The organism is Pseudomonas sp. NFX98, assembly GCF_047784845.1.
Taxonomy (GTDB): Bacteria; Pseudomonadota; Gammaproteobacteria; order Pseudomonadales; family Pseudomonadaceae; genus Aquipseudomonas.
The window spans coordinates 177,280-202,126 of sequence record NZ_JBLNNF010000011.1 but is presented as its reverse complement, the minus strand read 5'-3'; the positions used below and the strand labels follow the sequence as shown (position 1 = coordinate 202,126).

General features: G+C 60.0%; 20 protein-coding genes. 11 read left to right on the top strand and 9 right to left on the bottom strand.

Annotated elements, in window-relative coordinates; all coding sequences use genetic code 11:
- Positions 1-9: 9 nt before the first annotated feature.
- Both ACM110_RS16830 and ACM110_RS16825 read right to left on the bottom strand, forming a co-directional pair.
- Positions 10-186, bottom strand: a complete 177-nt coding sequence (locus tag ACM110_RS16830; protein ID WP_416128663.1) for a hypothetical protein — start codon at positions 184-186, stop codon at positions 10-12.
- A 35-nt stretch (positions 187-221) separates the two neighbouring features.
- Complete coding sequence (locus tag ACM110_RS16825) at positions 222-767, bottom strand: hypothetical protein (protein ID WP_416128662.1); 546 nt, start codon at positions 765-767, stop codon at positions 222-224.
- Between the two features lie 189 nt (positions 768-956).
- Between ACM110_RS16825 and ACM110_RS16820 the strand changes: the two genes are divergently transcribed.
- Both ACM110_RS16820 and ACM110_RS16815 read left to right on the top strand, forming a co-directional pair.
- Positions 957-1,121, top strand: coding sequence for a hypothetical protein (locus ACM110_RS16820; RefSeq protein ID WP_191630533.1), 165 nt, complete (start codon positions 957-959; stop codon positions 1,119-1,121).
- Between the two features lie 93 nt (positions 1,122-1,214).
- Positions 1,215-2,078 (top strand): DMT family transporter, encoded by an 864-nt coding sequence (locus tag ACM110_RS16815; protein WP_416128661.1) that lies wholly within the window; start codon positions 1,215-1,217, stop codon positions 2,076-2,078.
- Positions 2,079-2,114: 36 nt separating this feature from the next.
- Here ACM110_RS16815 and ACM110_RS16810 read toward each other — a convergent pair whose 3' ends face one another.
- The 4 genes from ACM110_RS16810 to ACM110_RS16795 all read right to left on the bottom strand — a co-directional run bounded on the left by ACM110_RS16810 (position 2,115) and on the right by ACM110_RS16795 (position 6,254).
- The gene (locus ACM110_RS16810; protein WP_416128660.1) at positions 2,115-3,056 is read right to left on the bottom strand and encodes a LysR family transcriptional regulator; all 942 of its coding nucleotides are present in this window, start codon (positions 3,054-3,056) and stop codon (positions 2,115-2,117) included.
- Between the two features lie 69 nt (positions 3,057-3,125).
- On the bottom strand, positions 3,126-4,655 hold the full coding sequence (locus ACM110_RS16805) for a tripartite tricarboxylate transporter permease (protein ID WP_416128659.1): 1,530 nt from the start codon (positions 4,653-4,655) through the stop codon (positions 3,126-3,128).
- Positions 4,652-5,185 carry a tripartite tricarboxylate transporter TctB family protein gene (locus tag ACM110_RS16800; protein WP_416128658.1) on the bottom strand — a complete coding sequence of 178 codons (534 nt, stop codon included), beginning with the start codon at positions 5,183-5,185 and terminating at the stop codon, positions 4,652-4,654. The genes ACM110_RS16805 and ACM110_RS16800 overlap by 4 nt, the downstream gene beginning before the upstream one ends.
- 52 nt (positions 5,186-5,237) lie before the next feature.
- Positions 5,238-6,254: a Bug family tripartite tricarboxylate transporter substrate binding protein gene (locus ACM110_RS16795; RefSeq protein WP_416128657.1), complete on the bottom strand. Its 1,017-nt coding sequence runs from the start codon at positions 6,252-6,254 to the stop codon at positions 5,238-5,240.
- Positions 6,255-6,669: 415 nt separating this feature from the next.
- Here ACM110_RS16795 and ACM110_RS16790 point away from each other — a divergent pair, with 415 nt between their 5' ends.
- The 6 genes from ACM110_RS16790 to ACM110_RS16765 all read left to right on the top strand — a co-directional run bounded on the left by ACM110_RS16790 (position 6,670) and on the right by ACM110_RS16765 (position 14,196).
- A complete protein-coding gene (locus ACM110_RS16790; RefSeq protein WP_416128656.1) occupies positions 6,670-8,010 on the top strand; it encodes an MFS transporter in 1,341 nt (446 codons plus the stop codon).
- A complete protein-coding gene (locus ACM110_RS16785; RefSeq protein ID WP_416128655.1) occupies positions 8,003-8,959 on the top strand; it encodes an amidohydrolase family protein in 957 nt (318 codons plus the stop codon). Before ACM110_RS16790 ends, ACM110_RS16785 begins: the two co-directional genes overlap by 8 nt.
- Positions 8,956-9,960: a 4-hydroxythreonine-4-phosphate dehydrogenase PdxA gene (locus tag ACM110_RS16780; RefSeq protein WP_416128654.1), complete on the top strand. Its 1,005-nt coding sequence runs from the start codon at positions 8,956-8,958 to the stop codon at positions 9,958-9,960. The genes ACM110_RS16785 and ACM110_RS16780 overlap by 4 nt, the downstream gene beginning before the upstream one ends.
- Positions 9,961-10,250: 290 nt before the next feature.
- A complete protein-coding gene (locus ACM110_RS16775) occupies positions 10,251-11,426 on the top strand; it encodes an L-rhamnonate dehydratase (RefSeq protein ID WP_007972458.1) in 1,176 nt (391 codons plus the stop codon).
- A gap of 52 nt (positions 11,427-11,478) precedes the next feature.
- Complete coding sequence (araD1, locus tag ACM110_RS16770; RefSeq protein WP_416128653.1) at positions 11,479-12,474, top strand: AraD1 family protein; 996 nt, start codon at positions 11,479-11,481, stop codon at positions 12,472-12,474.
- Between the two features lie 141 nt (positions 12,475-12,615).
- Positions 12,616-14,196 carry an aldehyde dehydrogenase (NADP(+)) gene (locus ACM110_RS16765; RefSeq protein WP_416128652.1) on the top strand — a complete coding sequence of 527 codons (1,581 nt, stop codon included), beginning with the start codon at positions 12,616-12,618 and terminating at the stop codon, positions 14,194-14,196.
- 131 nt (positions 14,197-14,327) lie between these two features.
- Here the strand turns inward: ACM110_RS16765 and ACM110_RS16760 are convergent, their stop codons facing one another.
- The gene (locus ACM110_RS16760; protein ID WP_416128651.1) at positions 14,328-15,236 is read right to left on the bottom strand and encodes a DMT family transporter; all 909 of its coding nucleotides are present in this window, start codon (positions 15,234-15,236) and stop codon (positions 14,328-14,330) included.
- Positions 15,237-15,416: 180 nt separating this feature from the next.
- On the opposite strand from ACM110_RS16760, the gene aceK reads away from it, so the two are divergent.
- The 3 genes from aceK to ACM110_RS16745 all read left to right on the top strand — a co-directional run bounded on the left by aceK (position 15,417) and on the right by ACM110_RS16745 (position 22,630).
- On the top strand, positions 15,417-17,132 hold the full coding sequence (gene aceK, locus ACM110_RS16755; RefSeq protein ID WP_416128650.1) for a bifunctional isocitrate dehydrogenase kinase/phosphatase: 1,716 nt from the start codon (positions 15,417-15,419) through the stop codon (positions 17,130-17,132).
- A gap of 158 nt (positions 17,133-17,290) precedes the next feature.
- Positions 17,291-21,202, top strand: coding sequence for an ATP-dependent RNA helicase HrpA (gene hrpA, locus ACM110_RS16750; RefSeq protein ID WP_416128649.1), 3,912 nt, complete (start codon positions 17,291-17,293; stop codon positions 21,200-21,202).
- A 306-nt stretch (positions 21,203-21,508) separates the two neighbouring features.
- Positions 21,509-22,630, top strand: a complete 1,122-nt coding sequence (locus ACM110_RS16745) for a beta-ketoacyl-ACP synthase III (RefSeq protein ID WP_416128648.1) — start codon at positions 21,509-21,511, stop codon at positions 22,628-22,630.
- A 128-nt stretch (positions 22,631-22,758) separates the two neighbouring features.
- Here the strand turns inward: ACM110_RS16745 and ACM110_RS16740 are convergent, their stop codons facing one another.
- Together ACM110_RS16740 and ACM110_RS16735 are read right to left on the bottom strand one after the other, a co-directional pair.
- Positions 22,759-23,808, bottom strand: coding sequence for a sensor histidine kinase (locus ACM110_RS16740; protein ID WP_416128647.1), 1,050 nt, complete (start codon positions 23,806-23,808; stop codon positions 22,759-22,761).
- On the bottom strand, positions 23,808-24,566 hold the full coding sequence (locus ACM110_RS16735; protein ID WP_416128646.1) for a response regulator: 759 nt from the start codon (positions 24,564-24,566) through the stop codon (positions 23,808-23,810). Before ACM110_RS16735 ends, ACM110_RS16740 begins: the two co-directional genes overlap by 1 nt.
- Positions 24,567-24,847: the final 281 nt, after the last annotated feature.

Sequence of the window (24,847 nt, the reverse complement as noted above, 5' to 3'; positions counted from 1 at the left end):
CGGTTTTTTTTATTGCGAAAATTTGAATGACGCGCCTGCGAGGACGCCATCAGGCTCTTCTTCGATGCCTGTAACGATGAGTTGGAGCAGGTGGCGCTGGCTGGCCGTCAGTTCAACGGTTGCGAGCCTGTTCTTTGCCGAAGACGAGCTTTTCGGCGTGGGGGATTTTTTAGCTACCTTGCGCATGCTCCCTCCGGTATTGGTCGTTTCTTGAGCAGTTTTCACAATACTAGGCTCTCCATTGATTTGACAAGTCGGCCTTCGCCATCGAATTCAAAGCCGAGCCGTTGATAGGTCGAAACTGCACCTGCCAACGGTTCCTGAACCTCGATAATCCTGCTGCCGATTATTTGGGCATATTGTTCGATGACAGATAGGGACAGAGGGGCAATACGTTTTTTCAACGGATGAAACATACCTGGGCGCCCCTCCAATCGCACGATCCGAATACGATGCCTACTTTTGTTCGGGTTCGCGATACACATCCCACACAGTTCTTCCCCGAACCAGATGGCAATATCCAAAGCCAGCGGTTCTCGTGCTTTCCATCCAATGACTTCATTCCATGAAAAATGTGGATCTTCCCATTGCTCAAAAGCGTTCAGCGCTTGGGCGTCAATGGGTTCAAAACGCACGTTTGATAAATCGCGAGCGGTAGGGTCGGCCCGTTCCAGTTCGAGTGGTAGTTGGGCAATGCTGGCGCCAACGAGCTTTCTTGCCTGTGACCTGTACAACTGATATCGAAGATGAGTCCGTTCCCTTGGCATGTGCTCTCTTGCATTCCATGTCTACCTCGCCGTGTGTCGCCGTTAATCTCAATCCTAGACAGCACCCTCCTGCCTGTCGTTACTGGCCCTTTGACCAAGTCATTGCAAACCGTGTCGCCCACTGGTTATAGTCGGCGCACAGTGAGTTTCAGGACTCACTTTTTTATCCCCCAAATAAAGATCAGCCCAATGCCTGCATCCCACATCAACGCGGTAGTCGATTCAGCGGTCAACGCTGGCGTCGTGCCGTGCGGGAATCAGCAGCCGGGGCAGATCAGTCATTACCCCCCTCCTGTCAGTCGCACGCCGGTTTGCGCGGTGGTCTCGCCGCCGGGTGTTGGCGTTTCGGGCTGATCAGCATTTTCTGCTGAACCCGGCGCACACCTGAAAACAACTGAATTTCAGCTTCGGCTGAGTTGGCTTTTTGCCTGACTACAGGTGGTATTCATGTTTGTTCTTTCGAAAAAATCCGCGCTCGCGGCCGCATCCACGAGCCTGTTCGTCTTGCTGTGGAGCAGCGGGGCGATCTTTTCCAAATGGGGCCTGGCCCACGCGTCACCCTTTGCGTTTCTGTTGTTTCGCTTCGTCATTGCCTTGTGCGGTCTGGTGCTTTTGGTGCCGTTGTTCAAACTGAAATTGCCCAAGGGCGGCAGGCCGATGCTGTATGCGATGGCCACGGGCGTGGTGTTGCTGGGGGCTTATCAGATTTTCTATCTGCTGGCCCTGGACCTGAAAGTCACGCCGGGTGTCATGGCGACAATCATGGGCGTGCAACCGATCCTCACTGTGGTGCTGATGGAGCGTCAGCGTTCCTGGAGCCGGATGTTCGGTCTTTCACTTGGTTTGGCCGGGTTGATCATGGTGGTGTATCAGGGCATCGGCCTGGCCGGCATGTCGTTGGCCGGGATGCTCTTTGGTTTGCTGGCGCTGGCGAGCATGACGTTCGGCTCGATCATGCAAAAGCGCATCACCGACAATCCTCTCGGCACGCTGCCTGTGCAATACCTCGCCGGGCTTTTGCTCTGCGGGATCTTCGTGCCATTCCAGCCGTTTCACTTCGAACACAGCATCGGGTTTGTCGTGCCGGTGTTGTGGATGGGGCTGGTGGTGTCAGTTTTGGCGACATTGCTGCTGTATCGTTTGATTGCGCGGGGCAATCTGGTGAATGTCACCAGTCTGTTTTACCTGGTGCCTGCGGTGACGGCGGTGATGGACTACGTGTTTTTCGGCAACCGATTGGCGACGCTGAGCATGCTCGGCATGCTGTTGATCATCGTCGGTCTGGTGTTTGTATTTCGTAAAACCGCGTAAACCTGAAAAGGCCCGGAGCATTGCTCCGGGCCTTTTTTATTTGCTCAGCGCATGCTCGGCCCGCACCGAATTCATGAATGCCTGCATCGCCGACGACTGAATGCGATGACGTCGGGTGATCAAGCCATACGGCGGCAATCGAGCCTCGAACTTGATCGGCAGCACCGCCAGCAGGTCACGCCCCGGATAATCCTCAACTACCGATACCGGCGTGACGCCGAGCATATCGGTCTGCTGAATCAACGAGAGCAAGGTCATGATCGAGGTGGTTTCGACGATGCTGCTGGGGATGTCGACCCGCGCGTTGTGGAACACCTGATTGATGATCGCGCGCATCGGGCTCGGATGCTGTTGCAGTACCCAGGTCATGTTCTGCAATTCGGCCCAGCTCAATTGCGTGGCTTTAGCCAATGGATGCTGTGCCCCTGCAATCACGCACAAAGCCTCTTCACCGAGACTGTCGAACAGCAACTCTTCGGCCCGGGCACCTGGAGGAATCCGCCCCAATACAATGTCCAATTGATCCTGTAAAAGCGCCTGTACCAGCACGTCGCTAGTATCGACCTGAATGCTCATGGACAACCGTGGATGGCTTTGTTTCAAGGTCGCGATGGTGCGGGTCAGCAGGCCCGATGCGAGTGCCGGAATGGCGCCGACCGCAACCCGGCCAAGGTTGCCGGATTCAAGCGCCACCAGTTCTTCGCGCATGCCGCTGAGTTCGGCGAAGACCATGCGCGCGTAGTAGATGACGGTTTCCCCGAACGGGGTAGAGCGCATGCCGCGGGGCAGGCGTTCGAAGAGTTCGACACCGAGCAAGTCCTCGGCTTCGTGCAGCATTTTGGTGGCGGCGGGTTGGGTCATGCCGATGTGATCGGCGGCGCGGCGCAGCGAGCCGAGTTCCTGCAACGCCAGCATCAACCGCAGTTGGCGCAGACGCAATCGACTGTGGATCACATTGGCAACAGGAATTCGGGTCATGGGCCGCGCTCGCAAGAAAGTCTGCGGCAAGCCTGACAACAATTGTCAGGCGTTGCCAGCATTGCTGTGTCACAGCACCGATTTTGCTTTGGCGACGTGGGATTTACGCAGGCCCAACAGCGCGCTCAGCGCCTTGGAAATCAACGGCCAGAACAGCATCAGCAGCGCCGCCGTGGTCAGGCTGCCGACCAATGGGTTGGACCAGAAAATCCCCAGTTGCCCGTCCGAGAACAGCATCGACTGGCGGAACGCATCTTCCGCTTTGTCGCCCAGCACCGCCGCCAATACCAGCGGCGCAATCGGGTAACCGAGTTTCTTGAACAGATAACCCAGTGCGCCGAAACCGAGCATCAACACCACGTCGAAAAACGAGTTGTGCACCGAGTACGCGCCGATGGCGCACACCATGATGATGATCGGCGCGATGATCGAGAACGGTATGCGCAGAATCGAGGCAAACAGCGGCACGGTGGCCAACACCACGATCAGGCTCACCACGTTGCCCAGGTACATGCTGGCGATCAGGCCCCAGACAAAATCGTGTTGCTCGACGAACAGCGTCGGCCCAGGGTGCAGGCCCCAAATCATCAAACCGCCGAGCATCACCGCAGCGGTGGCCGAACCTGGAATGCCCAGGGTCAGCATCGGCAGCAGGGCGCTGGTGCCGGCCGCGTGGTCGGCAGTCTCGGGAGCGATCACGCCTTCGATTTCGCCTTTGCCGAAGTTCTCGCGGTTCTTCGAAAAACGCCGCGCCAGGCTGTAGCTCATGAACGATGCCGCAGTCGGCCCGCCAGGCGTGATGCCCATCCAGCAACCGACCAGCGTGCTGCGCACAATCGTCCACCAGTAACGCGGCAACTTGGCCCAGGTGCGCAAGATCACCATCGGCGTAATGCGTGCGTGTTCGCCACGGAACACCAGGCCTTCCTCCACGGTGCAGAGGATTTCACCGATGCCGAACAGGCCGATCACTGCTACTTCAAAACTGATGCCGGTCATCAGAATCGGTTGGTCGAACGTCAGGCGCAGGTTGCCCGATACGGTGTCCATACCGACCGCCGCCATGGCGAAACCGATCATCATCGCCACCACGGTTTTCAACGGTGGGTTCTTGCTCATGCCGATGAAGGTGCAGAACGCCAACAGATACACCGCGAAGAACTCCGGCGAACTGAACGACATGGCGAACGCGGCAATCTTCGTCGACAGGAATGTCAGCAACAATACGCCGCACAGGGCACCGATCAGCGCCGAGCTGAACGCGGCGGTCAGGGCTTCGGCGGCGCGGCCTTCGCGGGCCATCGGATAGCCGTCGAAGGTGGTCGCCACCGATGAGGGTTCACCGGGAATGTTGAACAGGATCGAGGTGATCGAGCCACCGAACAGCGCGCCCCAATACATGCACGACAGCAGAATGATCGCCGACACCGGCGACATGGTGAACGTCAGTGGCAGCAGCAACGCCACGCCATTGGGGGCACCGAGGCCGGGCAAAACGCCGACCAGAATGCCCAGCAGCACGCCGATCACCATCAGGCCAATATGGCCCGGGGTCAGGATCAGGTTCATGCCTTGCAACAGGGAATCGAATTCGCTCATTTGAAATTTCTCCCGGCCAGGGCAATCCAGTCGCCCATTGGGCCGGCATCCAGCGGCACCTTGAACCACAACGCGAAAATCAGGTAACTGGCCAGCACCGCGCCGAGGGACACGCTGCCGATCATCCATTTGCCGTAGGGCTTGGCGCGGACTTTGTCACGCCACATGAACCAGGCAATGAACGCCGCCGAGGCGATGTAAATGCCGGTGAACGGCATCGCACCGACGAACAGCGCAATCGGCACGAACACTGACATCACTTGTTTGAAAGCACTGCGACTGACGAACGCGACGCTCAAAGCTTTCCAGCGCACCAGGGTCAGCACGCCATTGGCTACGCTCGCGGCGCTCAACATCAGGCCGATGTAAAAGGGGAAGTAACCCGGCTCGGGGCCGGCATCACCCCAACCGATGCCTTGTTCGACGCTGCCGAACATCACCACGGCGCCGATCAGGGTGGTGAACAGCGCCAGGCCGAGTTCGACCCAACGGGTACCGACCAGCGCCGGTGAATCCGAAGAATGGGACATGAAACACCTCCAGCAGGTGACGGCCGCCCTTGGGCGAGCGGCCCTGGCAACTTCAGTTTTTCAGCCAGCCGGCTTCTTTGAATACCGGGGTGACGCGGGCGGTGTCTTTTTCGATGTAAGCGGTCAACGGTTCGCCTTCGAGGAAGGTTGGCACTAGCGCGTTCTGTTTGACGTAGGCCTTGAACTCATCGGTCTGGGTGACTTTGCGCATCAGCTCGACGTAGAACGCCCGCTGTTCGGCGCTGATATCGCCGGGCATGAACACAGTGCGCGGGAAGCGGTATTGATCGATGCCCAGGCCTTGTTCATGACAGGTCGGAACATCGGCCCAGGATTTGTCGCCGGCGACTTTTTCAGTGTAGGCCATGCGCTCTTTACTGAAGACGCAGAGCGGTTCGACCTGGTCGCCGCGCCATTGGCTGATGCTTTCGCTGGGGTTGTTGACGTTGGCGGCGATGTGTTTGCCGGCCAGTTGGGTCGCGGCTTCGCTGCCGCTCTTGAACGGGATGTACACCAGTTTGCTGTTGGTGGTCTGGTTGAGCAGCAGGGTCAGGGTCTGGTCGACATCCTTGGACTGGCTGCCGCCCATGCGCAGGTTCGACGGGTCAGTCTTAACCGCTTCGTAGAAGCTTTTTGCGTCCTTCCACGGCGCGCCTTTGTAGCTCCAGAGGATGAAGTCGTCTTCGGCCACGGCGGCAATCGGCGTCAGTTCCTGCCACTGGTAACCGAGCTTGGACACCAGCGGCAACAGGTAGATGTTGTTAGTGCCGATCACCAGTTTTTCGGCATCGCCCTTGTTCATCTTCATGTCGAGAAAGGCTTCGGCGCCGTTGCCGCCGCCCTTGTTGAGGACGATGGTGTTGACGTCGAGCAGCTTGTGGGTGGTGATGATCGACTGGATCAGCCGACCGAGTTGGTCGGTGCCGCCACCGGGGCCGCCGGCTACGACGATTTCGACGTTCTTGTCCGGTTGCCAGGCTGCTTGAGCGAGCAGAGGGAGCGCGCCAGCGGCGATCAGGGTGCAGCCAAGAAACAGACGGGATGTGCGACGGACGAATGCATTTCGCATGATGGAAGAGCCTCGTTTTTTGTATTTGTTATGAGTGACTTGTCTGCGCTGTGAAGCCGCAAGCCTGGCCTGAGTGTGGGAACGAGCCGTCGCCGCGTCTAGTCAAAACAATACATACACCGATAGCCTGGGGTTATACCTCGTCACTGTAGGAGCGAGCTTGCTCGCGATGGACTCAAGGGCGCTGGGCTAATTCAGGAAACACGCGTATTCGTTGAAGACCATCGCGAGCAAGCTCGCTCCTACAGAAAAAATGCGTGCAATGTTGAAAGCTGGGCATGACATAACCCGGGGCTATCACCCGATTTCAAGTTTTGATTAGACGGTTATCACTGAGCCTTCGATAGTGCTCACAAACCGCCGCGATGAAGTGGCGCTGCAGTCTCCACAAAAATAATAAAACGAGGTACGCACCATGGCTCGTTCCAGTGCTTCCCTGCATCTACCTGGCGCAGATGCTTCGCCCGCAGCGGCGGCGAAACCGCTGGCTGCAACCGCCAAGGCCAGCAATGTTCGTTGGCGGATCTTCGCGATCATTTTCGCGCTGACCATGGTCAACCTGATCGACCGGGTGTCGCTGTCCATCGCGATGCCGACCATCGCCAATGAATTCTCGCTGTCACCGAGCATGCAGGGCCTGATCCTCAGTAGCTTTTTTTGGGCCTATGCACTGTTGCAAATTCCCGGTGGCTGGATGATCGATCGTTTCGGTCCGCACCGCGTCATCAGTTGGTCCACTGGATTGTGGGGCACTTTCCAGGTGTTGGCGGCATTTGCCACCGGCGGCTTGTCATTGTTGTTTGCACGGGTTGCGTTGGGCGCCGCCGAAGCGCCTTTGTTCCCATCGGGCGGCAAGCTGATTTCGCTATGGCTGGCCCCAGGCGAACGCAGTCGCGGCGCGGTGCTGATGGACAGCGGCAGCCCGCTCGGTGTGGCGCTGGGCGGGTTGATCATTGCTTATCTGATTGCGTCGCTGGACTCCTGGCGGTTGGCTTTTGTCATTGCCGGTATCGCAACTCTGGTGCTGGCGTGGCTGGCGCGGCGGTATCTGCGTGACGACCCGGCCAGCCATTCGCAGGTGAATGAACGGGAGCTTGAGAAAATCAACGCCGGACGTGCCACGCCCGCCGCCGAAGCCGCACGTGCACCGGTCAAAGGCCTGGGCATTGCCGCCCGTTCTTTGAGCGGTTTGCTGATCGGGCGGGCCAGTTGGGCGATGGTGTATTTTGGACTGCTGACCTGGGGGCCGAGCTATCTGTCCCAGGCTCGCGGGTTTGATATCAAGGGCATTGGCGCGGCGACATTTGTGATTTTCGTCTGCGGTGCGCTGGGTTCGTTGACCGGTGGCTTCCTCTGCGACGGCTTGATCCGCAAAGGCGTGAGTCGCGCAGTGGCGGTCAAGAGCCTGCTGGCGTTTTCCGGTCTGGTAGCGCTCGGCGCGTTCCTGTTGCTGCCGACCCTGAGCAATCCTTTTGCGGCAGTGGCGTTGTTGGCCATGACCGCGTTTTTCCTGATGTGGGGCAGCCTCTACTGGAGTTTCCCGGCGCTGCTGGCAGCACCGGCGCGGGTCGGTTTGATCGGCGGTGTGATGAACATGGCCGGCAGCACCGGCGGCATCGCGGTGCCGATCCTGGTGGGGGTGATCCTGCAAATGTCCGGTGGTTTTGCCCCGGTGCTGGGGTTCTTCGCGGCATGCTCGGCGGTGTTCGTGCTGGCGACGTTGTTTATCAGCCTCGACGAGGTGCGTCATGACTAAGTTGTGGAGCGGCCCGATCATCGACGCCCATCATCATTTCTGGGACCCGACCCTCAACGATCACCCGTGGCTCGCCCCCGAAGCCAATATCCCGTTTCGCTACGGTGACTACAGCGCGATCAAGCGTCGCTATTTTCCCGAGGACTACTTCGCCGATGCAGGTTCCCACAACGTCGTGCAAACGGTGTACGTCGAGACCGAATGGAACCCGCAGGACCCGATTGGCGAAACCCGTTTCATCGAGCAACTGGCTGCCCGTTATGGCGTGCCGAATGCAATCGTCGCGCAAGCCTGGCTCGATCATCCGGACGCTATCGATGTGCTGACCGAGCAGGCCAGTTTCAAGTGCGTACGCAGCGTTCGCCACAAGCCCGGCGGCCCGACCGTGCCGGAGCAGGTCGGGCGCTTGCGCAGTCTGATGAGTGACGAACACTGGCGCCGCAGTTACGCCGCACTTGAAGGTTTGGGTCTGCATTTCGATTTGCAGACACCGTGGTGGAACATGCACGAAGCCGAACGGTTGGCCCGGGACTTTCCCGGCATCACCCTGATTATCAACCACGCGGGATTGCCCAACGACCGCAGCGGCGAAGGCCTGGCCGGTTGGCGCCTGGCGATGGCGCGGCTGGCCCAGTGGCCGAACGTGCAGGTGAAGATTTCCGGACTGGGGCAGGGCGGCCAACGCTGGCGCGCCAAAGACAATGCCTGGATCGTGCGCGAAGTGATCGCCATGTTTGGAGCCGACCGGGCGATGTTTGCCAGCAACTTTCCGGTGGACAGCCTGTGCGGCTCGTTCGATGACATCTACAGCGGTTTCAAATCCATCGTCGCCGATCTGCCGCTGGCCGATCAGGAGCGACTGTTCTACAGCAACGCGCAGCGCGTTTATCGCTGCGAGCCTTGCGCCATTGACCGGGCGTGGCCTGAACCCTTGAGGAGTGAAGCATGAAAAAATCCACCATCGCCATGGTCCTTGGTGACCCTGCGGGCATCGGTCCTGAATTGATCGCACGTCTGCTCGCCGAGCCTGAAGTGCGCAACAAGGCCAACGTGATCCTGATCGCCGACGAGGCGGAAATGCGTCGCGGCATGCGCATCGCCGGCGCTGAATTTCCCTATCGGCGCGTGGACTCTTTGGAGGGGCTGGAATTTGCCGATGACACACCGCTGTTCTATGACTTTCGTGGTGACACCGTTGGTGAATTCCCACGCAGCGAAGCCAGTGTGATTGGCGGTCGCTACAGCCTCGACACCCTGGAAAAAGCCCTGCGCCTGACCGAGGCCGGCACCACCGATGCAATCCTGTTCGGGCCGCTGAACAAGACCTCGTTGCACATGGCCGGCATGGCGCACAACGACGAGTTGCACTGGTTCGCCGAGTTGCTGGGTTTCCACGGGCCGTTCTGCGAATTCAACGTGCTCGACAATTTGTGGACGTCACGGGTGACTTCCCATGTGGCCTTGGCCGAAGTTTCAGGCCTGCTCAGTCAGCAGCGGGTGGTGGAAGCGATTCAACTGATCGATACAGCGCTCAAGCGCAACGGCCTGGAGAAACCGCGCATCGGCGTCTGCGGCTTGAATCCGCACAATGGTGACAACGGCTCGTTCGGCCGCGAAGAGCTGGACATCATCGGCCCGGCTGTACGCTCTGCGCAGGCGTTGGGAATTGCTGCGGAAGGACCGTATCCGGGAGACACGATTTTCCTCAAGGTCCAGGGCGATGCGAGTGCCTTTGACGCGGTCGTGACCATGTATCACGACCAGGGCCAGATCGCGATCAAACTGATGGGCTTCTCCCGTGGCGTGACGGTGCAGGGCGGCTTGCCGATCCCGATCACCACACCGGCCCACGGTACTGCATTCGATATCGCCGGGCAGGGCAAGGCGAACGTCGGTGCGACACGTCAGGCGTTCGAGATTGCCTGCCGAATGGGCGCCCACAGCTACTAAGCGCTGAGGGTCAAAAGATCGCAGCCTTCGGCAGCTCCTACAGGGGATCGCATTTTTCTGTAGGAGCTGCCGGAGGCTGCGATCTTTTTGTTTTTCGGCTGATAACCCGATCAAGGCATTAATCGGTTTTTGCTATCACCCCAGGTTATCGACGGATGTGCATAAGTGATTATCCGCAGCCCCCGGGCGCTGGCTAAAGTCGGTCCATCGAATGCAGGAGCCCATCCGAAACAAGCTCTGCGCACACGACCGACAACTACGAGAATCCGGCAGCCCAAGGAACTGTATTCATGAAAATCAAAGCGATCCGTACCCGCGTTTTCGAGTGGAAAGGCAAAGTCGTTCCGCCTCAAGCGCACTTCTGCACCAACGCCAGCGACATCCTGTTCGAACGCGGCGACGCCATGGGCTCGTTCCGTTTCCACGGCTGGCTGGTGGTGGAAGTCGAGACCGATACCGGTCTTGTCGGCATCGGTAACTGCGCCCTGGCACCGCGTGTAGCCAAGGAAATCATCGACACTTACCTGGCACCGATCGCCATTGGCGAAGACCCGTTCGACAACGAATACATCTGGCAGAAAATGTACCGCCAGAGCCACGCCTGGGGCCGCAAAGGCATCGGCATGGCGGCGATCTCGGCGATCGACATCGCCATCTGGGACATCATGGGCAAAGCGGTAAACAAGCCGGTATTCAAACTGCTCGGCGGGCGCACCAAGGAAAAGATCTGGACCTACGCGTCCAAGCTCTACGCCAACGACAATCTCGATCTGTTCCTCGAAGAAGCCCAGGGCTATCTGAACCAAGGTTTCACTGCGCTGAAAATGCGCTTCGGCTACGGTCCGAAAGACGGCCCGGCGGGCATGCGCCGCAACATCGAACAAGTGCGTGCCCTGCGTGAACTGGCCGGCCCTGACGTCGACATCATGCTCGAATGCTACATGGGCTGGACCCTGGAATATGCGCGCCGCATGTTGCCGAAACTGGCCGAGTTCGAGCCGCGCTGGCTCGAAGAACCGGTGATCGCCGACGACATTGAAGGCTACATCGAGCTGAAGAAAATGGGGATCATGCCGATCTCCGGCGGCGAACACGAATTCACCTCCTACGGCTTCAAAGACCTGCTGGAACGCCGCGCCGTCGACGTGATCCAGTACGACACCAACCGCGTCGGCGGCATCACCGCCGCGCGCAAGATCAACGCCATGGCCGAGGCCTGGTCGGTGCCGGTCATCCCGCATGCCGGGCAGATGCACAACTACCACCTGACCATGTCCACCACCGCTTCGCCGATGGCCGAGTTCTTCCCGGTGTTCGACGTCGAAGTCGGCAACGAACTCTTCTACTACGTGTTCAAGGGCGAGCCACAACCGGTCAACGGCTACATCCAGCTCGACGACAACAAACCGGGCCTGGGCCTGGAAATCTCCGATGAGTACCTGAGCGATTTCAACATCATCGAATGACCCTCAAGCGCCGCCTTCGGGCGGCGTTCGGTTGACTGATTGGAGGTACACCATGCACCTGATTCAATTTGAAAACACTGAGGGCGAGCGTCAGGTCGGGCTGGTCGCCGGGGCGCAGATTCTGCTGGTGCGCGACACCCGTAGCACCCGTGAACTGGCACTGGCGGCGATTCGTGCGCAACGCAATCTGCAAGAGGAAGTCGCCTTGCGCGGCACCGAACCGGGACCGGATTACGCGACGCTATTGCAGCAGGGCAAAGTCCTGCCACCGCTGGACCACGAAGACCCGGCCCATTGCCTGATCAGCGGCACCGGCCTGACTCATCTGGGCAGCGCGTCGGCACGGGACAAAATGCACCAGCATGACGGTGAGGTCGAAGCCGGCATGACCGACACCATGCGCATCTTCAAATGGGGCCTTGAAGGTGGCAAACCTGCGGCGGGGCAGGTCGGTGCGCAACCGGAGTGGTTCTACAAGGGTGACGGCAGCATCGTCGTACGCCCCGGCGCAGACTTTCCGGTGCCACCATTTGCCGAAGATGCCGGCGAAGAACCGGAGCTGACCGGCCTCTACGTGATTGGCGACGATGGCCAGCCGTACCGCGTCGGTTATGCACTGGGTAATGAATTCTCCGACCATGTCATGGAACGGCGCAACTACCTGTACCTCGCCCATTCGAAACTGCGCAGTTGCTCCTACGGTCCCGAGTTGCGCGTCGGAGAGTTACCCAAGCATCTGGTCGGCACCAGCCGCATCAAGCGCAACGGCGAAACGATTTGGGAAAAGGAATTTCTCAGCGGCGAAGACAACATGTGCCATAGCCTGGCCAACCTCGAATTTCACCACTTCAAATACGCGCAGTTTTTGCGTCCCGGTGATGTTCACGTGCATTACTTCGGCACCGCGACGCTGTCGTTTGCCGACGGTGTGAAGACCCAGCCGGGGGATCGCTTCCAGATCAGCCTCGATGAGTTCGGCGCGCCGTTGGTCAACGGTATCGGCGAGAGTGCCCAGCCGCTGGCCATCGGTAACGTACGCCAGCTCTAACCGCCCGCCCCCCCTGTAGGAGCGAGCCTGCTCGCGAAAAATGCAACGACACCGCGTTAAACCAGAATGGGCGCGTCATCGTTGACGACCTTCGCGAGCAGGCTCGCTCCTACAGTGAATCCGACGCTCAAGGAACTCCACATGACCACGTTACTTGGACACAACTACATCGGCGGTCGTCGTAGCGCCAATGGCACGCTGCGCCTGCAAAGCCTCGACGCGACCACAGGTGAGCCATTGCCGGGGACTTTCGTCCAGGCATCGGAAGCCGAAGTGGATGCCGCCGCCAAAGCCGCCGCCGCCGCTTACCCGATCTACCGAAACTTGAGCGCAGAAAAGCGCGCAACCTTTCTCGATGCCATCGCCGATGAAATCGATGTGCTAGGCGATGATTTCGTCGCCACCGTATGCCGCGAAACCGCGTTGCCTGCCGGGCGTATTCAAGGTGAGCGCGGTCGCACCAGCGGCCAGTTGCGCCTGTTCGCCAAGGTGCTGCGTCGCGGTGATTTCTATGGCGCGCGCATCGACCGGGCATTGCCGGATCGCCAGCCGTTGCCACGTCCGGACCTGCGTCAGTACCGCATCGCCCTCGGGCCGGTCGCGGTGTTCGGTGCCAGCAATTTTCCGTTGGCATTTTCCACCGCTGGTGGCGATACCGCCTCGGCACTGGCCGCCGGTTGCCCGGTGGTGTTCAAGGCGCACAGCGGGCACATGGCGACCGCCGAGTGGGTGGCGGACGCGATCATCCGCGCCGCTGAACGCACGGAAATGCCGGCGGGTGTGTTCAACATGATTTATGGCGGTGGCGTCGGCGAATGGCTGGTCAAGCATCCGGCGATTCAGGCGGTGGGCTTCACCGGTTCGCTCAAGGGCGGCAATGCCTTGAGCCACATGGCCGCGACCCGACCACAACCCATCCCGGTGTTTGCCGAGATGTCGAGCATCAATCCGGTGTTCCTGCTGCCCGAAGCATTGGTGGTGCGCGGCGAGCAGATCGCGGCGCAACTGGCCGGTTCGGTGACGTTGGGTTGCGGTCAGTTCTGTACCAATCCCGGGCTGGTCATCGGTTTGCGTTCGCCGCAGTTCAGCACGTTCCTGGAAACCTTCTGCGCGAGCATGAACCAGCAACCGCCACAAACCATGCTCAACACCGGCGCGTTGGCCAGCTACAGCCGAGGCCTGGGTGAGTTGCACGAACATCCGGGGCTGACTCATTTGGCGGGCAAGCCGCAGCAGGGCAATCAAGCGCAGCCGCAAGTGTTCAAGGCTGATGTCAGCCTGTTGCTCAAGGGCGATGAGTTGTTGCAGGAGGAAGTGTTCGGGCCGACCACTATCGTCATCGAAGTCGAGGATCGCGCGCAGTTGGCGGCGGCGCTGCATGGCCTGCGCGGGCAATTGACGGCGACGCTGATTGGCGAGGCCGAAGAGTTGCTGGAATACCGCTGGCTGGCTGAAATACTGCAGGAGAAAGTCGGGCGGATTTTGCTCAACGGCTATCCGACCGGGGTCGAGGTGTGTGACGCGATGGTGCATGGCGGACCGTATCCGGCGACGTCGGATTCTCGCGGTACGTCGGTTGGTACCTTGGCGATTGATCGTTTCCTGCGGCCGGTGTGTTTCCAGAATTACCCGGATGCGTTGCTGCCCGAGGCGTTGCAGAACGCCAATCCGCTGGGGATTCGGCGGTTGGTGGATGGGGAGGTCAGTGCTTCAGCCTTGTAGTGCCTGAGCGGACGCCATCGCGGGCAAGCCCGCTCCCACAGTGATGGGTGTCGTACATATGTTTTGCGTACAACACCGAACCCTGTGGGAGCTGGCTTGCCAGCGATGGCGTCATCAGCAACACCACCGAACTACTTGGCAGTCACCTCAGCCACCTTCAACACCGCCGGCTTCAACACCAACCACAACGCCACCGCAATCAACACCCCGCCATACACATGCGCCATCGACAGCGGCTCATCGAGAAACAGCCCACCCCACAACACCCCGAACAACGGGATCAAAAAGGTCGTGGTCATCGATTTCACCGGACCAATCGAGCTCAGCAGCCGGAAGTAAATAATGTAGGCAAACGCCGTGCATCCCAGGCCCAACCCCAGCAACGATAGCCACACGCTCCAGCCGCCCCAGCTCGCAGGTGGTTGGCTGATCACGCTGTAACCGAACAGTGGCAACAGGAACAACGTCGCGCCGAGCATGCTGCCCAGTGCCGACAAACGGCTGTCCAGACCTCCGGCCTGATCGAGCCAGCGGCGGGCCAAAAACCCGGCAAACCCGTAGCAGGTGGTCGCGAGCAGGCAGGCGACGGCACCCATCAGCAATTCCATATCGAACGCCACCGGACCGGCACGGGTCAGCACGCCCACGCCGAACAGCCCGAGGAACACGCCGCCGAGCTTGGCGCCAGTGAGCCTTTCATGGAAAAACAGGCCGCCGATCAGCACGCCCATCAAAGGTGTCGTGGCATTGAAAATCGATGAATAACCAGCGGGCAGCACCTGCGCGGCCACCGAATAGAGCGTTGCCGGAATCCCGGAGTTGATCACCCCGAGCAGCATCACGGTTTTCAGTTTGCCCTTGAAATCCCAACTGATGCGCATCAGCCCAAGAATCACCAGCAGTCCGGCAGCAGCGATAGATACGCGAAAAAAAGCGGTGGGAATGCTGCCAATCACCGGGGCGATGATGCGCATGAACAGGAAACTCGCACCCCAAATGGCCGCCAGGGACAGTAAACGGAAAATATCGACGGGGTTCACAGCGCGTTTCCTTCCTTGATGGGAGCGAGAGTGTTGCCGAGCGCCTGAATGATGGCAACCGAAAAACGAGCATTGAACTCTCCAGGGTGTCGATGGCGCGGCGCCCGGAAAATTACACTTCTCCTGCACCCGCTTCACTGGCTAAGCTCAGGGCTCACGAATTCCCGCAGAGGTCTCACCATGCCGCAGCAATGGCCAGCCGCCGATATCGCCCGCTTGATCCTCGATGGCTTTGACGATTACCGCGAGCATTTTCGCCAGATCACCGACGGCGCACGGGCGCGTTTCGAACAGGCCAAGTGGCAGGAGACGCAATCGGCGTCGGCGGCGCGGATCAATCTGTACGAAGAAAAAGTCAGTGAAACCGTGGAGCGCCTGCGCACCGCGTTCGATACCGACACGCTGGACGTCAGCTGTTGGCCGCTGGTCAAAAGCGCCTACATCAGCCTGATCGACCTGCGCTTCGACGATGAACTGTCCGAGACCTGGTACAACTCGATCTTCTGCGGGCTGTTCAGCCATGACCTGATCAGCGACGGTTGCATGTTCATCCACACCACCCGGCCGAGCCTGCGTCGGGCCCGCGCTGCACAAACCCGCACTTACAAGCCTCAGGGCCAGTTGTCCGGCATGCTCGCGAGCATTTTTGGCGACTACCGTTTCAGCGAGGAATACGCCGACTTGCCCGGCGACCTGAAGCGTCTCGAAGCACAACTGCGCGAGAATCTGCCGGACTGGGTGTGCAAGGACCCGGAGTTGAGCGTCGAGCTGTTTTCCTCGGTGCTGTACCGCAACAAGGGCGCGTACCTGGTGGGCCGCATCTACACCGCCGATGAACAATGGCCGCTGGCGATTCCACTGCTGCACCTCGAAGGTCGCGGCATCCAGATCGATGCGCTGATTACCGACGAGGCGGACGTGTCGATCATCTTCTCGTTCACCCGCTCGTATTTCATGGTGGATGTGCCGGTGCCGGCGGAGTTCATCGGTTTCCTCAAGCGAATCCTGCCGGGCAAGCACATCGCCGAGCTGTACACCTCGATCGGCTTCTACAAGCACGGCAAGTCCGAGTTCTACCGGGCGCTGATTAATCACCTGGCCAACACCGACGACCAGTTCATCATGGCCCCCGGCGTGCGTGGCATGGTCATGAGCGTGTTTACTCTGCCGGGCTTCAACACCGTTTTCAAAATCATCAAGGACCGTTTCTCGCCGTCGAAAAACGTCGACCGCGCGACGGTGATCGAGAAATACCGCTTGGTTAAAAGCGTCGACCGCGTCGGGCGCATGGCCGATACCCAGGAGTTCGCCGACTTCCGTTTTCCGCTCAGCAAGTTCGATCCGGCATGCCTGGAAGAGCTGCTTGAAGTCGCGCCATCCACGGTCTCGGTGGAAGGCGACACGGTGTTGATCCGTCACTGCTGGACTGAGCGCCGAATGACGCCGCTGAACCTGTACCTGGAAAACGCCAACGAAGCGCAGGTGCGCGAAGCCCTTGAAGATTACGGCCTGGCGATCAAGCAACTGGCGGCGGCCAACATTTTTCCCGGCGACATGCTGCTGAAGAACTTCGGCGTCACTCGTCACGGTCGCGTGGTGTTCTACGACTACGACGAGATCTGCTTCCTGACCGAAGCCAACTTCCGCCACATCCCGCAACCGCGCACGCCGGAAGACGAAATGGCTTCCGAACCGTGGTACTCGATCGGGCCGCTGGACGTGTTCCCGGAAGAATTTCCGCCGTTCCTGTTTGCCGATTCCGGCCAGCGCAAGTTGTTCGATCAGTTGCATGGCGAGTTGTACAACGCCGATTACTGGAAGAGCTTGCAGGAAGCGATTCGGGCGGGGAAGGTGATTGATGTGTTTCCGTATCGGCGCAAAAGCGCCGAAAACTGACCCTGTAGGAGCTGCCGAAGGGCGCGATCTTTTGATCTTGAAATCAAAAGATCGCAGCCTCGTTTCACTCGACAGCTCCTACAGGAGAAACAGCCAATCCATGGCAAATCTGCGACAATCGGCAATCTGCGCCACTAGACGACTGAATTGCGTACCCGATGACCGACGAATCGACCTCCATCGACAAACTGCTGAAAAACCTCGATCACGCCATGCTCGCCGACCGCCACCGGCTGCGGCGGCAGTTGCTTGAACTGCGCAAGAAACCCGACGAGGCCAAGCTGGCCCAGTGGGTGGCGCGCATGCAGGCGTCCTGCGATCAGGTACTGGCGCGCAAGGCCAGCCTGCCGGTGATTCGTTACGACGACAGCCTGCCGATCGCCGCCAAGCGCGACGAAATCAAGAAGGCGCTGGAAAAGCATCAGGTGCTGATCATCGCTGGCGAAACCGGTTCGGGTAAAACCACCCAGTTGCCGAAGATCTGCCTGGAAATCGGTCGCGGCCAACATGGCCTGATCGGCCACACCCAACCACGGCGAATCGCTGCACGCAGCGTGGCTGCCCGGGTCGCTGAAGAACTCGGTACGCCACTGGGCGCATTGGTCGGCTATCAGGTGCGCTTCGAGGACCAGAGCGATTCCAACACGCTGATCAAATTGATGACCGACGGCATCCTGCTGGCGGAAACCCAGAACGACCGTTACCTGGAACGCTACGACACGATCATCGTCGACGAAGCCCACGAACGCAGCCTTAATATCGACTTCCTCCTCGGCTATCTGAAAACCCTGCTGCCGCGCCGTCCGGACCTGAAGGTCATCATCACTTCGGCGACCATCGACCTCGAACGCTTCTCCAAGCATTTCGACGATGCGCCGATTGTCGAAGTCTCCGGTCGCACCTTCCCGGTGGACACCTGGTATCGCCCGCTGACGCTTGAGCAAGACGAAGAGGGCAATCGGGTCGAGGACGACTTGACCGTGGATCAGGCAATTCTCGCCACCCTCGACGAAATCGCCGCCTATGAGCGCAGCGAACGCCGCAGTCCCGGTGACGTGCTGGTGTTCCTGCCGGGCGAGCGCGAGATTCGCGATGCGGCCGACATGCTGCGCAAGGCACAGCTCAAACACACCGAAATCCTGCCGTTGTACGCGCGCTTGTCGCCGGCCGAGCAGCAGCGGATTTTCCAGTCACACCCAGGGCGTCGCGTGGTGCTGGCGACCAACGTCGCGGAAACCTCGCTGACCGTTCCGGGTATCCGCTACGTGATCGACAGCGGTACCGCGCGCATCAGTCGCTACAGCTATCGCGCCAAGGTTCAGCGCCTGCCGATCGAAGCCGTTTCCCAAGCGAGCGCCAACCAGCGTAAAGGCCGCTGCGGGCGGGTCGAGCCGGGTATCTGCATCCGCCTTTACAGCGAAGAAGATTTTCTTGGGCGTCCAGAATTTACCGATCCGGAAATCCTCCGCACCAACCTCGCCGCCGTTATTTTGCAGATGCTGCATCTGCGCCTCGGCGAAGTCACCGCGTTCCCGTTTATCGAGCCGCCTGACGGCAAAGCGATCAGCGACGGTTACAACCTGCTGCAAGAACTCTCGGCGGTGGATCGCAACAGCCAGCTGACCCCGCTCGGTCGGCAACTGGCGCGGTTGCCGGTGGACCCGCGCATGGGCCGCATGTTGCTGGAAGCGGCCAAACTGGGCAGCTTGCAGGAAGTGCTGATCGTCGCCAGCGCCATGTCGATCCAGGACCCGCGCGAGCGTCCGCCGGAGCGTCAACAAGCGGCGGATCAAGCCCATGCACAATGGAAAGATGCCGACTCGGATTTCGCCGGACTGGTCAATCTGTGGCGCGGTTTCGAAGAGCAGCGCCAGGCGCTGACCGCCAGTCCGCTGCGTAACTGGTGCCGCAAGAATTTCCTGAATTACCTGCGCCTGCGCGAATGGCGTGATTCCCATCGCCAGTTGAGCCTGATCTGCCGCGACATGCAGCTGAGCCTCAACAAAGAGCCGGCGGATTATCCGAAGCTGCACAAAGCGGTGCTGGTCGGCCTGCTCAGCCAGATCGGCCAGAAAACCGAAGACGGCGATTACCTCGGCGCACGTCAGCGGCGCTTCTGGATTCATCCGTCGTCGGGCATCGGCAAGAAGCGCCCACAGTGGCTGATGGCCGCTGAACTGGTGGAAACCACCAAGCTCTACGCGCGCATGGTGGCGAAAATCGATGCCGACTGGATCGAGCCGCTGGCCGGGCACCTGATCAAGAAAAACCACTTCGAACCGCATTGGGAGAAGAAGCGCGGGCAGGTCGTGGCATTCGAGCAGATCACCCTGTTCGGCTTGATTGTGGTCGGTCGTCGGCCGGTGCATTACGGCCCGGTCGACCCGGTGGTGTCCCGCGAGTTGTTCATCCGCGAAGCGCTGGTGCGTGGCGAAATCCAGTCCAAGGCCAAGTGCCTGACAGCCAACAAACAACTGCTGGAACAGCTCGACGAACTGGAAGCCAAGGCTCGCCGTCGCGACATTCTCGCCGACGAAGAAACCCTGTACGCCTTCTACGACGCAAGATTGCCAGCGGAGATCCACCAGACCGCGACCTTCGACAGTTGGTACCGGATCAACAGCCAGAAAGATCCGCAACTGCTGATCATGCGCGAAGAAGACGTGCTGGCCCGCGAAGCCAGCGAAGTCACTGCCCAGCATTACCCGGACACCTTGCACATCGGCGATCTGGAATTGTCCCTGAGCTACCACTTCGAACCGAACCATCCGCGCGATGGCGTGACGTTGCGCGTGCCGGCGCCGTTGCTGCCGATGTTGCCGCCGGAGCGCCTGGAATGGCTGGTGCCGGGTGTCATCGAAGCCAAGTGCATTGCGTTGGTGCGCAACCTGCCCAAAGCCTTGCGCAAGAACTTCGTGCCGGTGCCGGACTTTGTCAAAGCCGCGCTGCAACGCATGACCTTTGCCGAGGGCTCGCTGCCTCAGGCATTGGGCCGTGAGTTGCTGCGCATGACTGGCGCGCGCGTCAGTGACGAAGCTTGGAGCGAGGCGGCGCAGCAGGTTGAAAGCCATCTGCGGATGAATCTGGAAATCGTCGATGCCCAGGGCAAGTTCCTCGGCGAAGGCCGTGATCTGGCCGAGCTGACCGCGCGTTTCGCCGAAGCGAGCCAGGCCGCATTGGCCGTGCCGCAAACCGCGAAAAGCCAGCAGCCGGTCGAGCCGAAAGTATTTGCCGCCGTCGCCGAGAAAACCCAGCAGAAGATAGCCGGGTTGTCGATGACGGTCTATCCGGCGTTGGTGGAAGAGGGCGGTACGGTCAAGGAAGGACGTTTCTCGACGCCGGCCGAGGCCGAGTTCCAGCATCGCCGTGCCTTGCAGCGTCTGCTGATGCAGCAATTGGCCGAATCGGCGAAGTTCCTGCGCGGCAAATTGCCGGGCCTGACCGAACTGGGCCTGCTGTACCGCGACATGGGCCGCGTCGATGCGCTGGTGGAAGACATTCTGCTGGCCAGCCTCGACAGCTGCATTCTCGAAGGCGAAGACCCGTTGCCCCGTGACGGTGCCGGGTTGGCGTCGTTGGCCGAACGCAAGCGTGGCGGCTGGACCGAACATGCCGAACGTGTAGCCAAGCTGACACTGGAAATCCTCAAGCTCTGGCACGGCCTGCAAAAACGCTTCAAGGGCAAGATCGATCTGGCGCAAGCCGTGGCCCTGAACGACATCAAGCAGCAACTCAGCCAATTGGTGTATCCGGGCTTTGTCCGGGAAACGCCGATGCAATGGCTCAAGGAACTGCCGCGTTATCTCAAGGCCATCGAGCAGCGTTTCGAAAAAATCGGCGCCCAAGTGCAACGGGATCGGGTCTGGAGTGGTGAATTGTCCGGCCTGTGGACGCAGTACCAGACCCGCGCCAGCAAGCATGCCCAGGAAGGCAAGCGCGATCCGCAACTGGAACTGTATCGCTGGTGGCTGGAGGAATATCGTGTGTCGCTGTTCGCCCAGCAATTGGGGACCAAGGTGCCGATCTCCGATAAGCGATTGAACAAGCAGTGGAGCCAAGTCGAACCATAAGCCTGTAGGAGCAAAGTTTGCTCGCGATAGCGGTCTCAAGGACGCCATCGCCGGCAAGCCGTGCTCCTACAGGTTTTGTGTGATGCATTTGGCAAGCGCTTCATCCAGCAAAAAGGCGCCAAAATCCCGTGTTTATGGCAAACTTCGCGCCTATAAACGCCGGCCCCGCGGTTTTGAGCCTTCGCCGCCGCGGGCAGGTCGGAATAAAGCGATGCCAGGTTTGCGTCCCCCGGATGGGAATAGACCCTTTGTGTGTTGGTACGTCGGTGCCAATGCTTTCTGCCTGAACAGATTAGAGACACGACCATGCATAACGTCGTCATCAGTGGCACCGGCCTGTACACCCCGGCCAACAGCATCTCCAACGAAGAGCTGGTGCAGTCTTTCAATGCTTATGTGGCGCAATTCAACGCCGATAACGCCGAAGCCATCGCGAGCGGTGAAATCGAAGCATTGACCGAGTCCAGCGCAGCGTTCATCGAAAAAGCGTCCGGCATCAAGAGCCGCTTTGTCATGGACAAGGAAGGCATCCTCGACCCGCAACGCATGGCGCCACGCCTGCCGGAGCGCTCGAACGACGAATGGTCGGTGCTGTGCCAGATGGCTATCGGCGCTGCTGAACAAGCCTTGCAACGCGCTGGCAAAACCGCCGCGGACATCGACGGCGTGATCGTCGCCTGCTCCAACCTGCAACGCGCCTACCCGGCGATTGCCATCGAAGTGCAGGAAGCGCTGGGCATCCAGGGTTTTGGTTTCGACATGAACGTGGCTTGTTCTTCGGCGACCTTCGGCATCCAGACCGCCGCCAACAGCATCCAGTTGGGCCAGGCCCGGGCGATCCTGATGGTCAACCCGGAAGTCTGCACCGGTCACCTGAACTTCCGCGACCGCGACAGCCACTTCATCTTCGGCGATGCGGCCACCGCCGTTATCATTGAACGTGCTGATCTGGCTACGTCCAAGTACCAGTTCGACATCGTCAGCACCAAGCTGCTGACCAAGTTCTCCAACAACATCCGCAACAACTTCGGCTTCCTCAACCGCGCTGCGGAAGAGGGCATCGGTGCCAAGGACAAGCTGTTCGTCCAGGAAGGCCGCAAGGTGTTCAAGGAAGTCTGCCCGATGGTGGCCGAGCTGATTGGTGAGCATCTGCAAGAAAACCAGCTCAACGTCAGCGACGTGAAGCGTTTCTGGCTGCACCAGGCCAACCTCAGCATGAACCACCTGATCGTCAAGAAACTGCTCGGTCGCGACGCCACCGAACAGGAAGCGCCGGTGATTCTCGACACTTATGCCAACACCAGTTCCGCAGGTTCGGTGATTTCGTTCCACAAGAACCAGGACGACCTGCCTGCCGGTTCGCTGGCGGTACTGAGTTCGTTCGGCGCCGGTTATTCGATCGGTAGCGTGATTCTGCGCAAGCGCTGAGTTAGCGCTCTACGCGGATCCCTGTAGGAGTGAGCCTGCTCGCGATGGCGGTGTGTCATTAACATGTATGTTGGCTGACACTACGCCATCGCGAGCAGGCTCACTCCTACAGTGGATCGCCGCGATATTCAGGTTCGCGGCAGGCGGATGATCGCGGTCAGCCCGCCTCCCGGCGTATCTTCCAGGCTTAATTGCCCGCCCAAGCGCTCAGCCGCCTCACGAGCAATGGTCATCCCCAGACCAACGCCCCCCGAATTTCGATTACGCGAGCCCTCCAGACGGAAGAACGGTTCAAACACCGCTTCGCGTTGTTCCGCCGCAATTCCCGGTCCGTGGTCGATGACCCGGATGATCAATTGTTCACGATGGTCTTCCAGCGTTATCAGCGCCTGCCCGGCATAGCGCAAGGCATTGTCCAGCAGGTTGTTGACGCAGGAGCGCAACGCCATCGGTTGCACTTGCAGGGGCGCACAATGGCCGCTGGCCTGAACATCGGCGCCCTGGTCCTGGGCGTTTTCGCTCAGCGACTCGACCAGTGCCTGCACATCCATCCATTGCGGCGCCTCGCTGGTGCGTTGCTCGTGCAGATAGGTGAGGGTGGCGTCGAGCATGCTTATCATGTCGTCCAGATCCTGGCGCATCTGGCCTTGCAGTTTATTGTCGTCGATCTGTTCCAGCCGTAGCTTCAACCGTGACAGCGGCGTGCGCAGGTCGTGGGACACCGCGCCGAGCATTCGTGAGCGTTGCTTGACCTGCTCGATGATTCGGCGCTGCATCTTGTTGAAGGTATGGGCCGCCTGCCGCGCCTCCCGCGGGCCGGATTCGTCGAGAGGTTCGCTGTCGAGGTTTTCACTCAGGCGTTCGGCGGCGTCGCTCAGGCGCTGGATCGGCCGGCTCAGCAGTTTGGCGCCGTACCAGGCCGCGATGATCAGCGAGATCAGTTGAAAGGTCAGCGGCACCACCGGACCGCCAAACCACGGTCGTGGTGAACGGTTTTTGAAACGCGGGTCCACTGGCGGAGGCTGTCCGTCGAACTCTTCGGAAAACTCTGGTGGTGGTGGCGGAGGTGGCGGGCCGTAATAGTGAAACCAGGCAAACGCCAGCAGGTGCGCCAGGATAATCGCGATCAGCAGCACGCCAAACAGGCGACCGAATAGCGTATCGAAGCGCCCGCGCATCAGCCGATGTCTCGCGCATCGAACAGGTAGCCTTCACCGCGTACGGTTTTGATCAGTTGTGGTGCTTTCGGATCGTCACCGAGTTTCTGCCGCAAGCGCGACACCAGCAGGTCAATGCTGCGATCGAAGGCTTCGATCGAACGACCTCGGGCGGCGTCCAGCAATTGTTCGCGGCTCAAGACCCGGCGTGGACGCTCGATGAACACCCAGAGCAGGCGGAATTCGGCATTCGACAGCGGTACCACCAGGCCATCGGCGGCGATCAATTGGCGCAGCACGCTGTTCAGGCGCCAGTTGTCGAAACGGATGTTCGCCCGTTGTTCGCTACGGTCATCGCGCACTCGGCGCAGGATGGTCTGGATACGCGCCACCAGTTCTCGTGGCTCGAACGGCTTGGCCATGTAGTCGTCGGCGCCCAGTTCCAGGCCGATGATCCGGTCGGTGGGTTCGCAGCGGGCGGTGAGCATCAGGATCGGGATGTCCGACTCGGCACGCAGCCAGCGGCACAGCGACAGGCCGTCTTCGCCAGGCAGCATCAGGTCGAGGACCACCACGTCGAAATGCTCCGCTTGCATGGCCTGGCGCATGGCGGCGCCATCGGTGACGCCGCTGGCGTGGATGTTGAACCGGGCCAGGTAGTCGATCATCAGTTCGCGGATCGGGACGTCATCGTCGACGATCAGGGCGCGAATGCTCCAGCGTTTGTCGTCGCCGAGTGCTTTTTGATCGTCGTTCACGGGAGCTTGGGTGTTGTGCATGCGTGCATTCATCTGCCAGGTAGCTGCCAACCACAAAGATGGGCTGCGAGGTTGTGGTTTCAGCATAGGCGTCCGGCCCGGAGGCGGGAAGTGCTGTTGTAAGGACGTATTGCGGGTGGCGAGGGTAGCGGGCGAGGGTGTTGTGGGCGTGTCGGGAATGTACCGAGCTCGACACAATTGCTGCAAAGGCTAGTCTTGCCTGAGCGTTATCGACGATTTACCGATCATCGGGTCCCGCAGCGCCCTTGGTTCCGCTACAATGCGCGCCGATTTCGACTTGC

Coding starts and splice junctions, on each gene's coding strand:
- ACM110_RS16825 (WP_416128662.1), bottom strand. CDS start 767: ATGCCAAGGGAACGGACTCATCTTCGATATCAGTTGTACAGGTCACAG.
- ACM110_RS16810 (WP_416128660.1), bottom strand. CDS start 3,056: ATGACCCGAATTCCTGTTGCCAATGTGATCCACAGTCGATTGCGTCTG.
- aceK (WP_416128650.1), top strand. CDS start 15,417: ATGCCGCAGCAATGGCCAGCCGCCGATATCGCCCGCTTGATCCTCGAT.
- ACM110_RS16735 (WP_416128646.1), bottom strand. CDS start 24,566: ATGCACAACACCCAAGCTCCCGTGAACGACGATCAAAAAGCACTCGGC.
- ACM110_RS16805 (WP_416128659.1), bottom strand. CDS start 4,655: ATGAGCGAATTCGATTCCCTGTTGCAAGGCATGAACCTGATCCTGACC.
- ACM110_RS16740 (WP_416128647.1), bottom strand. CDS start 23,808: ATGCGCGGGCGCTTCGATACGCTATTCGGTCGCCTGTTTGGCGTGCTG.
- ACM110_RS16775 (WP_007972458.1), top strand. CDS start 10,251: ATGAAAATCAAAGCGATCCGTACCCGCGTTTTCGAGTGGAAAGGCAAA.
- ACM110_RS16795 (WP_416128657.1), bottom strand. CDS start 6,254: ATGCGAAATGCATTCGTCCGTCGCACATCCCGTCTGTTTCTTGGCTGC.
- hrpA (WP_416128649.1), top strand. CDS start 17,291: ATGACCGACGAATCGACCTCCATCGACAAACTGCTGAAAAACCTCGAT.
- ACM110_RS16800 (WP_416128658.1), bottom strand. CDS start 5,185: ATGTCCCATTCTTCGGATTCACCGGCGCTGGTCGGTACCCGTTGGGTC.
- ACM110_RS16815 (WP_416128661.1), top strand. CDS start 1,215: ATGTTTGTTCTTTCGAAAAAATCCGCGCTCGCGGCCGCATCCACGAGC.
- ACM110_RS16780 (WP_416128654.1), top strand. CDS start 8,956: ATGAAAAAATCCACCATCGCCATGGTCCTTGGTGACCCTGCGGGCATC.
- ACM110_RS16765 (WP_416128652.1), top strand. CDS start 12,616: ATGACCACGTTACTTGGACACAACTACATCGGCGGTCGTCGTAGCGCC.
- araD1 (WP_416128653.1), top strand. CDS start 11,479: ATGCACCTGATTCAATTTGAAAACACTGAGGGCGAGCGTCAGGTCGGG.
- ACM110_RS16745 (WP_416128648.1), top strand. CDS start 21,509: ATGCATAACGTCGTCATCAGTGGCACCGGCCTGTACACCCCGGCCAAC.
- ACM110_RS16785 (WP_416128655.1), top strand. CDS start 8,003: ATGACTAAGTTGTGGAGCGGCCCGATCATCGACGCCCATCATCATTTC.
- ACM110_RS16820 (WP_191630533.1), top strand. CDS start 957: ATGCCTGCATCCCACATCAACGCGGTAGTCGATTCAGCGGTCAACGCT.
- ACM110_RS16790 (WP_416128656.1), top strand. CDS start 6,670: ATGGCTCGTTCCAGTGCTTCCCTGCATCTACCTGGCGCAGATGCTTCG.
- ACM110_RS16830 (WP_416128663.1), bottom strand. CDS start 186: ATGCGCAAGGTAGCTAAAAAATCCCCCACGCCGAAAAGCTCGTCTTCG.